Source organism: Nonomuraea sp. NPDC049129 (assembly GCF_040648495.1).
Taxonomy (GTDB): domain Bacteria; phylum Actinomycetota; class Actinomycetes; order Streptosporangiales; family Streptosporangiaceae; genus Nonomuraea.
Window position 1 is genome coordinate 182,101 of the sequence record NZ_JBEZDU010000015.1, and the last position, 15,284, is coordinate 197,384.

Consider the following 15,284-nt stretch of genomic DNA (forward strand, 5'->3'; position numbering starts at 1 on the left):
TCCCTTAGTCGTGACAGCTGGTCGTGACAGCGCCCTCGTGGGCGACCGCTCACCCTAGCTACGAACAACGGGGCCCAGATACGACAACTCCGGTCGACAATTTTCCAGTCGATTCTGCCGGGCAGCGTCGGGGTGTCACCCGGACTCGGTCACCGCTCGGTTGCCGCGGTCTGGTTGCCGGCTGGGCCAGGCTCGGTCCGTCCTCGCCACAGGTCATGTCGGCCATCCGTCTGCGCAAAGAGCCCACGTCCGCTCCTCGGGCTTGATCTTCGGATCGGAGCCGGAGGCCGGTCCGAAGCGGTGGTGCCAGCCGGTCAGGTGCGCGGTGCGGGCGAGGATGTCCAACAAGGGCCGCTCCGGCAGCCGGTCCAGCACCGCACCTTTCCAGTGCGATCGCCGACCGATCGTCGCGGCCTTCGCCGGGTCCGTCAACCGGTCGAACTTGCTGCGCCAGGACGAGGGGTCTACCACCGGCAGTTCGACGAGCTTCGCGCGTCGTGCCGGTGATCCGGCGGGCAACCGTCGCGAAGACGTCCGCCCCGGAGGGCCATCCCATCGCGCATGGGACACGGAACGTCTCAGCCACCAGGTGGGGCGGTCGAGCCGCGGATGACCAGGCTGGGGGTGACGGAGAAGCGGACCGCTGAGGTGCGGCCCTGGATGCGTTCGAGCAGGAGCCGGCCGGCCGTGCCGCCCATGACGGCTCCGTCCTGGTTGACGCTGGTCAGCGCGATGTTGGGCAGGGCGGCCAGCTGGGTGTTGTCGTAACCCACGACCGAAAGGTCCTGCGGGACGGACAGTCCGGCCTCGTGGACCGCGGCGAGCGCGCCGAAGGCCGCCTGGTCGGCGCCCGCGAAGATCGCCGTCGGGCGCGGGGAACGGCTCAGCAGCTGGCGAGCGCCGTCGTAGCCGCCCTGCTCGTGGTAGTAGGTCTTCGCTATGGCGATCTCGTCGTCGAGCCCGTGTTCGCGCATGACGCGTTCGTATGCCTCGGCCCGGATGACGTGCAGCAGGTCAGAGGGGCGCGCGTTGCTGTTGTCCTGGTGGGTGATGTGCGCGATGCGGCGGTGCCCGAGTTCGATCAAATGGCGTACGACGAGCTCCGCGCCGACGTCGTCCTCGTCGAACACCGAGTCGTAGAGCGCCGACCGCTCGTGGCGGGCGAGCACCACGGTGGGCACCTCCTGCGCCACCTCCTCCAGCCGCGCCCGGCCGGCGAGCGGGGCGACCATGATGATGCCGTCGACCTGCCGGTCCACCAGGGCGTCGACCGCCTGCTTCTCGACCTTGCGGGTGACGCCGCCCTGGATCATGATCGCCTGGTAGCCGGTGTCGGCGAGCTGCTCCATGAGGCCGTCGAGGATGTCGGCGAAGAACGGGTTCCTGATGTGCGGCAGCATCAGGCCGACGGTGAAGGTGCGCCCGCGCATGCCCCGGGCGGCGGCCTGCGGCCGGTAGCCCAGCTCCTCGATGGACGCCTTGACCCGGTCCTTCATGGCCGGGCTGACGCCGTAGGCGTTGCGGATCACCTTGGACACCGCTGTGACGGAGACCTGGGCGTGGCCGGCCACATCGGCGATCGTCACGCGTCGCCGTCGATTGTGCGCGGCCAATGGGACTCCCTTCACGAGCGAGATCCCATTCTACGAGCTCTGTCTGCACGGGTAACGTTACCCATTTGATCAGACGAAACACAGCAAGTCAGGTGGTAACAAGTGGGAAGCGTTACTCAAATACGCTCTTGACGCTGTCCCAGGTAACGCCTACGTTAACTCGCATCGGGGGCCGTTAAAACGTTTCAACCAACCCGGAGGGGCGTTGTGAAGACCTCTCACCTGGGAGCGGCGATGGCCGTTCTCGCGATGGCGGCCCTGACCTCATGCGGCTCGGGCTCCGAGCAGGCCGCCGACGGCACGGTCACGCTGTCGTTCATGACGGGTAGCGACCAGTCGACCGTGGACACGACCAAGGCACTCGCCAACGCCTTCATGCAGGCCAACCCCAAGATCAAAATCGACATCGAGACGCAGCCCGGAGGCAGCGAGGGCGACAACATCGTCAAGACCCGGCTCTCGACCGGCGAGATGACGGACGTGTTCTGGTACAACTCCGGGTCTCTGCTCCAGGCGCTCAACCCGGCCCAGACGCTGGTCGACCTCACCGGCGACCCGGTGCTGGCCAACGTCCAGCCCGACTACCTGCCGGTGGTGACCCAGGGCGACCACGCGTACGGCGTGCCGGCCAGCGCGGCCTCCGGCGGCGGCATCCTGTACAACCGCAAGGTCTACGAAAAGCTCGGCCTCCAGGTGCCGAAGACCTGGGCCGAGTTCATGGCCAACAACGACAAGATCCAGGCGGCCGGGATCACACCGGTGATCTCCACCTTCAAGGACTCCTGGACCTCGCAGCTGTTCGTGCTGGGCGACTTCTACAACGTCCAGGCCTCGATGCCGAGCTTCGCCCCCGACTACACCGCGGGCAAGGCCAAGTTCGCCTCCACTCCGGCGGCTCCGGCGGCGCTCGCGAGCTTCCAGCACCTGGCCGACGTACACGCCAAGGGCTACCAGAACAAGGGCTTCGGCTCGGCCACCTTGGACCAGGGGCTGAAGCTGCTGGCCGACGGCAAGGGCGCGCACTATCCGATGCTCACCGCGATCCTGCCTCCGGTGCTGAAGACCAGCCCGCAGGCCGCCACCGATGTCGGCTTCTTCGGCATTCCGGGCACGGACGCGGCCAAGAACGGCGCCACCGTCTGGGAGCCGCCCGCCATCTACATCCCCAAGACCACCAAGAAGCTGGACGCGGCCAAGAAATTCCTCGCCTTCGTCGCCTCGCCCGCCGGCGCGGACGCGGTCACCAAGGCCGTGCAACCGACGGGGCCGTACCGGGTGAAGGGCGCCAAGCTGCCTGACAACGCGATCCAGGCGGCCAAGGACGTGCAGGCCTACATCGACAAGGGCGCCACCTCGCCCGCGCTGGAGTTCGTCTCGCCGATCAAGGGCCCGTCCCTGGAGCAGATCACCGTCGCGGTCGGTTCCGGTCTGACGGCTCCGGCCGAGGGCGCCGCCCAGTACGACAAGGACGTGGAGAAGCAGGCCAAACAGTTGGGGCTGCAAGGGTGGTGACCAAGCAGCAGGCCGGGCCCCGCTCGGGGCCCGGCCCTGCCCCCGACGGCCGGCCCGCCCGGGCCGACCGCCGCAGGAAGCACGCGGCCTATCCGTACGCGCTGTACCTGCCGGCCACCGTCGTCTACCTGGTGATCTTCGGCGTGCCGACGGTGATGGCCTGCTATTTCGCGCTGACCCGCTGGACGCTGTTCGACAGCACCTTCGTCGGCCTGCAGAACTTCCGTGACTTCCTGGCCGAGCAGAACCTGCGCATCGGCTTCCAGAACACGATCTTCTACGCCGTCGTGACCAGCGGCCTGAAGGTCGTGCTCGGGCTGCTGCTGGGCGTTCTGCTCACCTCGAAGCTGCGGCTGCGCGGCTTCCTGCGCTCGGTGGTGTTCTTCCCCGTCCTGGTCTCCACGGTCGCGGTCGGCATCACCTTCAGCGTGCTGCTCAAGCCCGACACCGGCCTGGTCAACCGGGTCCTGGCCCCGGCCGGGATCGACGGCGGAGACTGGCTCGGCGACGCCACCACCGCGCTGCTGTCGGTGGCCCTGGTCGACGTGTGGAAGGGCGTGGGCCTGGCCACGGCCGGCAACGTGCTGCTGTTCCTGGTCGTCTCCGCCATCATCGTCCCGCTCACCTGGTTCCTGGGCAAAAGGCAGGTCGCCGTATGAGGGCGCTGAGAAGGTTCGGCGCCGAGGCGATCGCGCTGGTCCTGGCCACCGTGTTCTTCCTCGTCCCGTTCGCCCTCATGCTGCTGACCGCCGTCAAGGACCCCACGCAGGCGCTGGACCTGGACTTCGCCTGGCCGGCGAACTGGCGGTTGGTGGAGAACTTCACCGAAGTGATCGAGGCCCGCGACTACGTGCTGCTGCGCGCCTACATCAACAGCACGATCCTCACCGTGGTGTCGGTCGCGCTGATCGTGGTCTTCGCCGCCATGGCCGCCTTCGTGCTGCAACGGCGGCCCGGGAAGGTCGGCTCGCTGGCCAACTTCCTGGTGCTGTCCGGGCTGATCATCCCGCCCGCGATCGTGCCGACGATCTGGCTGCTGCAGGCGTTCGGCCTGTTCAAGACCATGCCGGGGCTGATCCTGGTCGAGGTGGCGTTCGGGCTGTCGTACGCGGTGCTGCTGTTTCGCGCGTTCATCGCGGCCATCCCGCGCGAGCTGGACGAGGCCGCCATGATCGACGGCTGCACCGGGACCGCGCTGTTCTTCCGCGTGATCTTCCCGTTGCTGCGGCCGGTCACCATCACCGTGATCCTCACCAGTTCGGTGGCCATCTTCAACGACTTCGTCAACCCGCTGTACTTCCTGCCCGGCGACGACAACGCCACCGTGCAGGTCACCCTCTACAACTTCCAGAGCCAGTACAACACCCAGTGGAACCTGCTGTTCATGGACATCGTCCTGATCACGATCCCGCCGCTGCTGCTGTTCGTCTTCTTCAATCGCAAGATCGTCGCTGGGATGACCGCCGGCGCCATCAAGGGATGACCAAGATGAAGGGAGTGACCTGTGTCCCGATTACGTCGCCGGATACGTACGCTCGCGAGCCTGGGATTCGCCCTCGCGCTCTCGCCGCCTCTGGGAACTCCGGCGAGCGCAGCACCTCTCGTCCAGGTGGTCGACCTGAATGTGGACGGCAGATACGACCAGCCTCTCGGCCTCGACGACCCCACCCCGTCGGTGGGGTGGCGGATGAAGGAGACCCGGCAGGCCGCCACGCACCCCTGCTACCGGCCGCCCGCACGAGCCGCGTGTCCGGGTGACGCGCAGACCGGCTACCGGATCCAGGCCGCGACCAGCGACGCGAACCTCCAGCATGGCCGGCTGATCTGGGACTCCGGCAAGGTGGACTCCGCTGTCCAGACCGGCGTCCGCTACGCCGGCCGGCCGTTGGGTTCGCGGCAGCGGGTCGTCTGGCGCGTCCGCGTCTGGGACGCCGACAAGACGCCGTCGGACTGGAGCAAGCCCGCCTCCTGGGAGATGGGTCTGCTGCGGCAGAGCGACTGGGGCGCGGCGCGCTGGATCGAGTACCCCGGCCGGACGGAAACCCAGCCCATGCCGATCTTCGCCCGCCAGTTCGGCGTCGACCGCGGGAAGCAGGTGGCCGGCGCCCGTCTTTACCTGTCCGGCGTGGGCCTGCAGCTGCCGACCTTGAACGATCACCGGCTCAGCGACGAGGTGCTCGCCCCCGGGTACGCGAACTACCAGCTCTCCAGCGAGTACCGCGCCTATGACATCACCGATCACCTGCGTGCCGGAGCCAACACCCTCGGCGTCCGGCTCGGCAACGGCCCCGCCTATGTGCGGCGCAGTGTCACCAATGCGGCCGTCGGCCGCACGGCCCCGTACTCGTGGTGGCAGAGCCAGCTGAAAGGCGCCGGCGCTCTGGCCGCCGACGCCGGGGCCGGCGCCACGACGGTGAAACTGACCGACGTCGCCAACTACCACGTCGGCGGCACCATCAACATCGACACCGGCGACGGCGGCGACCACCTCGAATCCCGTACGATCACCGCGATCGGTTCGGCCGGCGCCGACGGGACGGGGATCACCTTCACGCCTGGGCTGTCCAAGGCGCACGCCTCCGGTGCGACGGTGACCGGCTCGGGCAACAACATCGCCGCCGGTGACGCGAGCGCCGGCGCCGCCGTCACTCCACGCATGATCGCGCGGCTGGAGATCGCCTACCGCGACGGGTCCACGGACGTCGTCGTCTCCGACCGCGGCTGGCGCACCGCACTCGGCGCCCTCGTCACCGACGCCTGGTATTCCGGTTCGGACTATGACGCACGGCGCGAGCAGGTCGGCTGGGACCTGCCGGGCTCGGACCTGTCGGCCACCGCCAAGCGCCGCGACGGCTCGGCCACCTCGTGGGTGAACGCGGGGATCGCGCCGCCCCCGAACCTCGCCACCCAGCTCGTCGCCCGCGCGGCGGAGCCGGTCAAGGCGGTCGAGACGTTCACGCCGGTCTCGATGACGAACCCGGCCCCGGGCACCTGGGTGTTCGACCTCGGCCAGAACATCACCGGCTGGCCGCAGCTGAACCTCAAGGGCACCGTGCCCGGCGGAGTCACCATCCGGATGTCCCCCGCCGAGTCGCTCGCCCCTGACGGAACCGTCGACCAGTCCTCGATCATGGGCGGAGGCGGCTCGCGGGGCCGCGACCTGTTCAACACCTACACCACGGCCGGACTCCGTGGCGGGGAGACCTGGCACCCCGACTTCAACTACTTCGGCATGCAATGGATCCAGGTCACCGGCCTGCCGGAGGGCTACACCCCGGCCAAGGACCTGGTCAAGGGCATCCGCCTGCAGGCCGCGACGCCGATGGCGGGTGAGGTCACCACCTCCAGCGCGCGCGTCAACCGCGTTCACCGGATGGCCAGATACTCCTTCGCCTCCAACATGATGTCGGTGTTCACCGACTGTCCCGGACGCGAGAAGCTGTCCTACCCGGCCGACTACACGATGCCGATGGGCGCCATCCATCGCAACTACCAGCTCGCCGCCTACCTGCGGACCACAATCCGGCACCTCGTCGAGGGACAGTCGATCGCCGACACCCCGATGCGCGGCAACGTGGCGTTGAAGACGCCGGTCTACGACTGGGGCTACAGCGGACGTTTCGGCGACGAGATCAACTGGGGCGACGCCATCATCCTGGTCCCGGCGCTGCTGTACGAGCTGTACGGCGACACCTCGACGATGGCCCGTTACTACGACCGGATGGTGGCCTTCGCCGGCTACATCCAGCGCGAGAAGGCGGGAACGGGCGAGGACGCGCACATCGTCGACGCCGCCCTCGCCGACTGGGTCGCGGCCGACCAGACCTCGGGCCGGATCACCGGCACCTGGGGCTACTACGTCATGATCACGAAACTGGCCACGATGGCCGGGCTGACGGGTCACACCGACGACGCCGCCCGCTACCAGGCGCTCGCCGGTGACATCAAGAACGCCTTCAACGCCCACTTCTACAACCACGAGCTACGCCGCTACACCAGCGCGGGCGACGCCGGGGCCACCGGCGCCACCCAGACGGCACAGGCGCTCGCCCTCGACGCCGGGCTCGTCCCCGACGGTGAACGCCCGGCGGTCCTCGACGCGCTGGTCGAGCTCGTACGCGCCTTCGACCCCAACGGCGACGGCCCGCACTTCAGCGGCGGCACCATCGGCATGGCCCCCACTGTCCGCGCGCTGGCCGGCGGCGGCCGCGACGACGTCCTGTGGGAGCTGTTGCAGGGCGACGACCAGCCCAGCTACGGCTTCTTCATGCAGCCCACCACCGCCAACCCGGACGGCATGACGACGATCGGCGAGAACTGGAATCGCGGGGCCTCGAAGAACCACATGATCCTCGCGCAGATCGAGGAGTGGTTCCACACCGGCCTGGCCGGCATCCGCGAGGCCGGCGGCTCCATCGCCTACCGGCGCCTGGTCATCCAGCCCAAGCCGGTCGGCGACCTCACCTCGGTCAACGGCAGCTACGAGACGCCGCAGGGCATCGCCCGCTCCGCCTGGACCCGAGGCGAGCGATGGTTCAAGCTGACGGCCGACGTCCCGGCGAACACCACCGCCGAGGTCTGGGTGCCGGCCAAGAACGCGCGTTCCGTCGTCAGCCCACCTCGGGCCACGTTCCTGCGGATGGAGGGTCCGTACGCCTTGTACAACGTCCCGTCCGGTTCGTTCACCTTCGTAGCGGCAACGGCTGGCTGATCCCTTGAGGCGGTAGCTAGTCGACCCAGCACGCCCTACCCGCTCCGGGTGAGCGTGCCCCGAGGTCGCGGTCGCGTCACCGTACTGCCATGGACCGCCGGCACCACTCAGCGGGTCAGCGGGCTGAGCAGCGTCGCGGACTTCATCGCCGGCACCGTGGCCGACCGGATCGGCGACGCGCGGATCTTGTCCGCCGAGTTCGCGACCAGCGTCGAAATCGTGGTCGGGCGGTCCGGCGACGCCCTCGTCATCCATCTCATCAACCATTCGGGCGGCCGGCCGGAGCGGCTCATCGACCCTGTACCGATCCGCGGCCGCCTGCGCATCCCCCATCGGGTGGCCGGGGATCGGCCCGTGGTCACGTCGCTGTCCGGGTCTTCGTGCGAGGTCGGCACCGAGGCGGACGCGCTCGTGATCGACGTCGAGGTGGGCGCCGTCGAGGTGATCAGAGTTGGCTGAGCGCGGCGTGCGTCTCGAACCCCGCACCGGCCGGGAATCGGCCGGCCCCCTCATCCTCGTCAACTCGCTCGGCACGACCTCGGCCATGTGGGACGCTCTCGTGCCGGCGTTGCGTACCCGCTTCGACGTCGTCCGCTACGAACAGCGCGGCTACGGCGCCGGGGACGCCGCCGACGGGCCCTTCCGGCTGGACGACCTCGTCGATGATCTCGTTCAGGTGCTCGACGGGCTCGGGCTCGACCAGGCGCACCTGGCCGGCGTCTCCCTCGGCGGGATGGTCGCCGCACGGGCGGCCGCCCGGCACCCCGGCCGGGTACGCAGCTTGACGATCATCTGCTCCGCGCCGGTGCTCCCGCGCGGCTCCTGGATCGAACGCGCGGCGACCGTACGCGGCGCCGGGCTCGCCGTGATCCGCGACACCGTCGTCAAGCGCTGGTTCACCCCGGAGTTCGCGTCCCAGAACCCGGACGTCGTCCGGCGCTACGGCGCCATGCTCCTCGCCAACGACGCCGAACAGTACGCGCGCGCGTGCGAGATGCTCGCGGCGGCGGACGTACGCGACGACCTCGCCGACGTGACCGCGCCGACCCTGGTCATCGGCGGCTCGGCCGACGTCGCCACCCCTCCCGCCAGCCAAGAGCTCTATGTGGCCGGCATACCGGGGGCACGCCTGCTGATCCTCGACGACGTCGCGCACATGGCGACGGCCGCCGTGCCCGCGACGATCGCGCGCGAGATCATCGGGCACGCCGCGCCCGTCTCCAGCTGATCCTGACGAGCCAGGTGCCCCGGTCCGTCGTGGGCTCTTTCAGCTCATGACGGTGGGCAGTACCTCCTCTGTCAGGCGGCGGAGCTGGCCTCGCTGGTCCCAGGAGGTGAGGCGGAGGATGAGGTGGGTGGCGCCTTTGTCGAGCAGGGCGCGCAGGTCGGCGGCGCATCGCGCCGGCGGGCCCGCGGCGGTCCAGGACTCGATCATCGGCGCGGCGACCTCGTCCTCGTCCTCGTGGGCGGCGATGAACCGGCTCGTCTCGGCCAGGCATTCGGCCCGGTCGTCGCCGATGTTGACGTTGTGCATGGCCACGACGGGGAAGGTCGCGGGGTCGCGGCCGGCGGCGGTCAACTCCTCCCGCAGCCGGGACCACAGTCCTTCGAACAGGCCGGGCCAGCTGCCGGCCGTCATCCAGCCGTCCGCGAGCGTCGCCACCCGCCGTAAGGCGCGCTCGGCGAAGCGCGGATCCCACGGGTTGGCCGCGATGAGGATGGGACAGGGGTCCTGCAGCGGGGTGGGGGCGATGAGAAGGTCCTTGTAGCCGCAGAATCGCCCGTCGAAGTCGATGGGCTCGCCGCTCCACAGCTCGCGGCAGAGCGCGATGTTCTCTTCCAGGCGAGGTGCGCGTTCTCGATCGGGCACGCCGAAGTGCGCGCCCTCCCTCGCGCTCACCCCGTCGCCGACGAGCCCCGTGCAGGCGCCCAGGATCATCCGGCCGCCGGAGAGGTGGTCGAGGGTGGCCCATTGGTAGGCGGTGACGGCGGGGTCGCGCAGCGGGAAGCTCGCCATGCAGGACGTGCCGAGCCGGACCCGCTCGGTCATCGCGCTCAGGGCGCCGAGGAGAGACAGCGCGTCGGGGCGCGGCTGGGCGGTCAGGCTGTCGCCCACCCAGACCGAGCTGAGGATGCCGCTCTGTTCAGCGGTCACTCCCAGCTCCAGGAGTTCGCGGATGCCGCCGAGGCCGAACAGGGCGCCTCGCTGCGGGATGAGCAGGCCGAACCGGGTGTCGAACATGATCCCTCCGTAATCCAACAGTGTTGGTTTTGGCTAGGATCGTAGCAAGCGGAAGGAGAGGGTGTGGCGAAACCTCGGCGTGGCAGGCCGGCCGCAGGCCCGCATCTGACCGTCGCGGCGCTGGTCGCCGCCGCCCGCGAGCTCGTACGCGAGGAAGGTGTGGACCGGCTGAGCATGCGTCGCCTGGCGGCCCGGCTGGGCGTGGACGTCTCCTCGCTCTACTGGCACGTCACCAGCAAGGAGGCGCTGCTCGACCTGGTCGCCGACGACCTGCTGAGCGAGGCGCGCTGGCCCGACCCCGCGCTGCCCTGGCGGGAACGACTGCTCGGCGCGTTGGCCGAATACCGCAGGCTGCTGCTTGACCACCGCGACGCCGCCCGGATCCTGGCCGGGCGCTGGGTTCTCGGCCGCAACACGCTGCGCAGCCTGGAGGCGATGCTGTCGGCACTGCTGTCGGCCGGGCTGGACACGCGTGCGGCCGCTCAGGTGGCCTTCCTGCTCAACAGCTACGTGACCGGCTTCGTCCTACAGGAGCTGAGCCCGATGAACTCCGCCGAGGCCGAGGGGGCCGACCCCGGCGAGGTGCTGGCTCGCATGAACGCCACCCTCAAAGCACTACCGGCCGACGAGTTCCCCAGCCTCGTCACGGCGGCCGACGACCTGACCGCCCGCACCAACGACGAGCGCTTCGAGCGCGGGGTGACGCTCATGCTGGCGGGTCTCACCGCCTTGTGACCGCTTGCCCTTTTGGGCCTCAGGCGGTCAGCAGGGGTAGCGGCTCGAAGGTGTGGTCCTGCCACAGGCGGCGCGAGGTCTCCTCGGGGTAGGCGGTGACGGACGATGTCGTGTCGAAGACCTGGGTCAGGCGCTGCCGGGGGTCGTACGCGGGCCAGCCCGGGTCGCCCGTGCCGGCGAAGGCCGTCCAGGCCGGGCGGATCTGGGCCGTCAGTGCGCGGGCCTCGGCGGTGTGCTCCGGGCCGATGGCCACCGGGCCGAGGTGGGCGTCATAGGTGCCGAACAGCAGCGGGCCGTCCAGGCCATGGCAGGCCCGCAGCAGTCCGCCCGTGCCCGGGGACTGCCAGGTCAGGTCGTACAGGTACGCCTGCCCGCCCCCGGCGACCTGGGCCTCGGCCAGGTGCAGTGTCGGCATGCGGAACAGCCAGTCGCTCTGCACGAGCTCGAACAGGTCCTCGGCCGACGCGTCCGGGAACGCCGCGCGGTAGGCACGTTCGCCGTCCTCGCCCGGTCCGTAGCGCCGCAACGTCTGCGCCGCCAACTCCTCGGTGACCTTACCGAACAGGTTGCCGAGGAGCAGGAAGGTCCGCCACTCGTCGCGGTTGTGGCCGATGATCAGCTTCACGTCCCGTCCCGCGCCGCGGGCCAATCCCTCCCAGGGCGTGACCGGCAGCACCTCGCCGTCCACGACGGGAGAGTAGAGGGACAGGGTGTGCGCGAAGGAGCCCCAGCGGTCCTCGTACTGCCGCATCTTGGCCGTCAGCGCCTGGCCGACCGCCGGGAGTTCCCGCGGATCCACGCCGGACAGCTCTTCGACGGTCGGACGCAGGCCGGCCTCGGCGGCGATGGCCGCCCCGACGTCCCGGGCCAGTGCGCCGGACAGGAACGTGCCCGGCAGGCTCTGCCCGACAGCCCGCCGGAACAGGCCCGCCGCGCTCGGCATGACCATCAGCGAGGCGATGGACCCGGCGCCGGCCGAGTCACCGAGGATGGTCACCTGACCGGGGTCGCCCCCGAAGGCCGTGATGTTGTCCCGCACCCACTCCAGGGCGGCCACCTGGTCGAGCAGGCCCCGGTTGGCGGGCGCGCCCTCGATGCCGGCGAAGCCTTCGATGCCCAGGCGGTAGTTCAGCGACACGAACACCACGTCGCCGTCGCGGACGATGTGCCGGGCGTCGTAGCCGGGGCTGCCGGAGAAGCCGAGCTTGTAGGCGCCACCGTGGATCCACACCATCACCGGGCGGCGGGCGGCCGGGTCCGGGGCGGGCGTCCAGACGTTGACCGTCAGCCAGTCGTCACCCGGGCCCTTGAAGGTGAAGAAGTCCCCGCCGCCACGGCCACCCATGTCCGTGTCCTGCGGGACCGGCGGGCCGAACTCGTCCGCCTCTCGTACTCCGTCCCAGCGGCGTGCGGGTCGCGGCGCCTGGAAGCGGGCCGCGCCGATCGGGGGTTCGGCGTACGGAATGCCGCGGAAGACGGCCAGGCCGTCCTCGGTACGGCCGCGCACGACTCCGGCGGTGGTGCGAACCTCGGGCTCGACTACGGACATCGCTGGGCTCCCTTAAAACGGCTGATTTAACAGTTGTCTATTTTCTAACACATGTCTAGGGTTGGCGGCGTGCAAGTCAGACAAGACCGCCGGGTGCTCCGCTCTCGCGCCGCGCTGATGGCCGCCGCGGTACGCCTGGTGTCCGAGCGCGGCACCACGGCCCTTCCCGTCGGGGATCTCTCCGATGCCGCGAACGTCAGCCGGCAACTGGTCTATCTGCAGTTCGGCGACCGTGACGCGCTCCTCGTGGCGGCCGCGGCCGACCTGGTCGAACGGGAGCTCATTCCGGAGGTGGGCGACGACAGCGCGCCACATCGCACGCGCGTGCTGGCGATGGCCCGGCACTTCGCCCGGCACCGGCCCTTCTACCGCGCGATGCTCACCGGATCCTGCGCCTTTCCCATGACCAGGGCCCTGAACAGGCTGTTCGGCTCGCTCATCACCACGACGGGCCTGCGGGAGGTGTTCGGCGACCTCGACGACGACACGGCCCGGGACCTGGCGACGATGATCACCGGCGGCACCGGCGCGATCGTCAACGACTGGGTGGTCGACGCCGACGACCCCCTCGACCCCGAAGAACTCACGGACCGCCTGCTACGCCTCTCGACGGCGTGCGCCCGCGGCCTCCCTGACCTCACCCCTTCCGCCGGAGGCCGCCCCCGATGAACCTGAACAGCCACTTCGTCCAGCGCATGCTGCGTCTGCCCCCGCCACTCACCAGGGATCTGACCGTCGAGCGCGACCTGCGTGTCCCGATGCGCGACGGAGCGGTCCTGCTGGCCGACCGCTGGGCCCCGGCGACAGGCGGCGACGGCCTGCCGACCGCGCTCATCCGCGTCCCCTACGGCAGATCCGGTCCGACCGCGGCGCCGATGGTCCGGCCGCTGGCCGAACGCGGCTTCCAGGTCCTCATCCAGAGCACCCGTGGCACCTTCGGCTCTGACGGCCCCTTCGACCCGCTGCGCTGTGAGCGCGAGGACGGCCTCGACACCTTGGACTGGGTGATCGAGCAGCCTTGGTTCGGCGAGTCGATGATCCTGGTCGGTGCCAGTTACAGCGGCTTCACCCAGTGGGCGGTCGCCGACGCCGCGCCGCCCCAGGTCAAGGCCATGATCCCGGGAGTCTCCGAATCGGCCCTCACCCTGGACTTCCTGCACGGGGACGCCTTCTCCCTGGAGACCCCGTTCGTCTGGGGCGTACAGGTGGCCGGCCAGGAACGCAGGTTCGGCATGCTGCGCCAGCTGCTGGGCGGCAAGAAGGTCCAGCGCGCCCTGCGCACGCTCCCCTTGAACCAGGCCGACACCGCCGTGCTCGGCCGCCACTACGACTACATCCAGAACATCCTCGTCCACGACGCCGACGCGCCATTCTGGCGGGGCCTCGACCACCGCCACCGGGTCGCGGACATCACCGTGCCGGTGAGTACGGTCGGCGGCTGGTACGACATCTTCCTGCCCGGCCAGCTCCGCGACTACCGCGCTCTGCGGAACGCTCGTCTCACCGTCGGCCCCTGGGCCCATATCTCCATGGGCGTGGGCCACACCTACACCGCCGAGGCCCTCGACTTCGGCCTGGCCCTGGCCAGGGGCGAGCAGCCGGCCGAACGCGCCCCGGTACGCCTGTTCGTCATGGGCGAGGACAAGTGGCGCGACTTCCCGTCCTGGCCGCCGCCGGGGTACGAGCCCCAGCGCTTCCACCTTCAGCCGGACGGCGCCCTCGGCACCGAGCCACCCGCCGACTCCTCCCCTGACGGCTACCGCTACGACCCGGCCGACCCCACCCCCGCCGTCGGCGGCGTCCGCATGGCCTTCGGCGAGAAGGCCGGCCGCGTCGACAACACCGCCCTCGAGGCCCGCCCCGACGTCCTCACCTACACCACTGCCGCGCTGGACGACGACGTCGAGGTCATCGGCGACGTCAGCGCCGAGATCTTCTTCCGCTCCAGCCTCCCCTTCGCCGACGTCTTCGTCCGGCTGTGCGACGTCGACGCCGACGGCCGCTCAACGAACGTCTGCGACGGCCTGCGCAGTCTCACCGGCGCCGACGAGACCCGCACGGCAGAAGTGCGGATGTGGCCGACGGCGTACCGCTTCAAGCGCGGGCACCGCATCCGCGTCCAGATCTCCAGCGGCGCCTTCCCCCGCTACAACCGCAACCCCGGCACCGGCGAACCCCGCGCCACCGCCACCACCCTCCGCGCCGCCGACCAGCAGGTCTTCCACGACCCGCGGCACCCGTCGGCGGTGCTCCTCCCCATCCGCCGGACCACGTCGGAGAAGTCCGGGAAATGACCGGCGCAAGCCCTGGTGACGGCAACCGCGCGTTGTGAGGCTGGCTGCAAACCGCTCTGTCGAACTCACAGGGAGATTCGATGAAGACAGCAGGCAAAACACGGTCCACGGCCTGCGTCCTGGCGACAGCGACCGTACTCGCGACAGCTCTCGCGACCACCATCTCACCCGCATCGGCCGGCGCCAGTGCCACCCAGGCGGCCGTGGCCCGCGCTCCGGCCGGGGTCAGCGTCTGCCTCGGGCTGTGGGCCGCGTACAACGCCATCCTGCTCAGGCACCTGGGGGGCCGTTGCAGCCCCCTGGGCACCTACCACATCCATGTCTGGGGCGGCGGCCGCGACATCAACTACCCCACCTACACCTACAACAGCGCCATCAGGGAATTCTCCTATACCTGGCCGGTGCCTCAAGGGACCAACATCTGCGCCGAACTCTGGTACCACAAGCCCGGCGGCGGCTATGAGAGCTGGGGCCTTCCCTGCGAAGAGATGTGACTTCCCGACGAACCCTCATGGAGGTGGGGGGGGGGGGGGGGGGCCCCCCCCCCCCGGGGGCGCCAAAAGGAACAGGGGGGGGGTGGGGGAAAATGGGTTATTTGTGGGGGTGATTTGGGGGGTGGGGGGAGGAG

14 protein-coding genes are annotated in these 15,284 nt (G+C 69.9%); 10 read left to right on the forward strand and 4 right to left on the reverse strand.

What is annotated here, in order from left to right:
* Nucleotides 1-213: 213 nt before the first annotated feature.
* Nucleotides 214-519 carry a hypothetical protein gene (locus AB0B64_RS38225; protein WP_357956670.1) on the reverse strand — a complete coding sequence of 102 codons (306 nt, stop codon included), beginning with the start codon at nucleotides 517-519 and terminating at the stop codon, nucleotides 214-216.
* 59 nt (nucleotides 520-578) lie between these two features.
* Nucleotides 579-1,586 carry a LacI family DNA-binding transcriptional regulator gene (locus AB0B64_RS38230; protein WP_358183869.1) on the reverse strand — a complete coding sequence of 336 codons (1,008 nt, stop codon included), beginning with the start codon at nucleotides 1,584-1,586 and terminating at the stop codon, nucleotides 579-581.
* A gap of 261 nt (nucleotides 1,587-1,847) precedes the next feature.
* Here AB0B64_RS38230 and AB0B64_RS38235 point away from each other — a divergent pair, with 261 nt between their 5' ends.
* From AB0B64_RS38235 to AB0B64_RS38260, 6 genes are read left to right on the forward strand one after another with little or no spacing between them, the layout of a single operon-like run.
* A complete protein-coding gene (locus AB0B64_RS38235; protein ID WP_358183873.1) occupies nucleotides 1,848-3,125 on the forward strand; it encodes an extracellular solute-binding protein in 1,278 nt (425 codons plus the stop codon).
* Nucleotides 3,122-3,784, forward strand: coding sequence for a sugar ABC transporter permease (locus tag AB0B64_RS38240; RefSeq protein WP_357956677.1), 663 nt, complete (start codon nucleotides 3,122-3,124; stop codon nucleotides 3,782-3,784). Before AB0B64_RS38235 ends, AB0B64_RS38240 begins: the two co-directional genes overlap by 4 nt.
* Entirely contained in the window at nucleotides 3,781-4,608 is an 828-nt protein-coding gene (locus AB0B64_RS38245) for a carbohydrate ABC transporter permease (RefSeq protein WP_357956679.1), read from the forward strand. The genes AB0B64_RS38240 and AB0B64_RS38245 overlap by 4 nt, the downstream gene beginning before the upstream one ends.
* Nucleotides 4,609-4,629: 21 nt before the next feature.
* Nucleotides 4,630-7,836: a family 78 glycoside hydrolase catalytic domain gene (locus AB0B64_RS38250; RefSeq protein ID WP_358183876.1), complete on the forward strand. Its 3,207-nt coding sequence runs from the start codon at nucleotides 4,630-4,632 to the stop codon at nucleotides 7,834-7,836.
* Nucleotides 7,837-7,884: 48 nt separating this feature from the next.
* Complete coding sequence (locus AB0B64_RS38255; protein ID WP_357956683.1) at nucleotides 7,885-8,295, forward strand: hypothetical protein; 411 nt, start codon at nucleotides 7,885-7,887, stop codon at nucleotides 8,293-8,295.
* Complete coding sequence (locus tag AB0B64_RS38260; RefSeq protein ID WP_358183880.1) at nucleotides 8,288-9,064, forward strand: alpha/beta fold hydrolase; 777 nt, start codon at nucleotides 8,288-8,290, stop codon at nucleotides 9,062-9,064. Before AB0B64_RS38255 ends, AB0B64_RS38260 begins: the two co-directional genes overlap by 8 nt.
* A gap of 39 nt (nucleotides 9,065-9,103) precedes the next feature.
* Here AB0B64_RS38260 and AB0B64_RS38265 read toward each other — a convergent pair whose 3' ends face one another.
* Nucleotides 9,104-10,078 (reverse strand): LLM class flavin-dependent oxidoreductase, encoded by a 975-nt coding sequence (locus AB0B64_RS38265; protein ID WP_357956687.1) that lies wholly within the window; start codon nucleotides 10,076-10,078, stop codon nucleotides 9,104-9,106.
* Nucleotides 10,079-10,141: 63 nt separating this feature from the next.
* On the opposite strand from AB0B64_RS38265, the gene AB0B64_RS38270 reads away from it, so the two are divergent.
* A complete protein-coding gene (locus AB0B64_RS38270) occupies nucleotides 10,142-10,813 on the forward strand; it encodes a TetR/AcrR family transcriptional regulator (RefSeq protein ID WP_357956689.1) in 672 nt (223 codons plus the stop codon).
* A 19-nt stretch (nucleotides 10,814-10,832) separates the two neighbouring features.
* Here AB0B64_RS38270 and AB0B64_RS38275 read toward each other — a convergent pair whose 3' ends face one another.
* The gene (locus AB0B64_RS38275) at nucleotides 10,833-12,362 is read right to left on the reverse strand and encodes a carboxylesterase family protein (RefSeq protein WP_358183884.1); all 1,530 of its coding nucleotides are present in this window, start codon (nucleotides 12,360-12,362) and stop codon (nucleotides 10,833-10,835) included.
* A gap of 69 nt (nucleotides 12,363-12,431) precedes the next feature.
* On the opposite strand from AB0B64_RS38275, the gene AB0B64_RS38280 reads away from it, so the two are divergent.
* The 3 genes from AB0B64_RS38280 (at nucleotide 12,432) to AB0B64_RS38290 (ending at nucleotide 15,150) form a co-directional block, all read left to right on the forward strand.
* Nucleotides 12,432-13,031, forward strand: a complete 600-nt coding sequence (locus AB0B64_RS38280; RefSeq protein WP_358183887.1) for a helix-turn-helix domain-containing protein — start codon at nucleotides 12,432-12,434, stop codon at nucleotides 13,029-13,031.
* The gene (locus AB0B64_RS38285) at nucleotides 13,028-14,656 is read left to right on the forward strand and encodes a CocE/NonD family hydrolase (RefSeq protein ID WP_357956697.1); all 1,629 of its coding nucleotides are present in this window, start codon (nucleotides 13,028-13,030) and stop codon (nucleotides 14,654-14,656) included. Before AB0B64_RS38280 ends, AB0B64_RS38285 begins: the two co-directional genes overlap by 4 nt.
* Nucleotides 14,657-14,736: 80 nt before the next feature.
* Nucleotides 14,737-15,150, forward strand: a complete 414-nt coding sequence (locus tag AB0B64_RS38290; RefSeq protein WP_358183890.1) for a hypothetical protein — start codon at nucleotides 14,737-14,739, stop codon at nucleotides 15,148-15,150.
* Nucleotides 15,151-15,284: the final 134 nt, after the last annotated feature.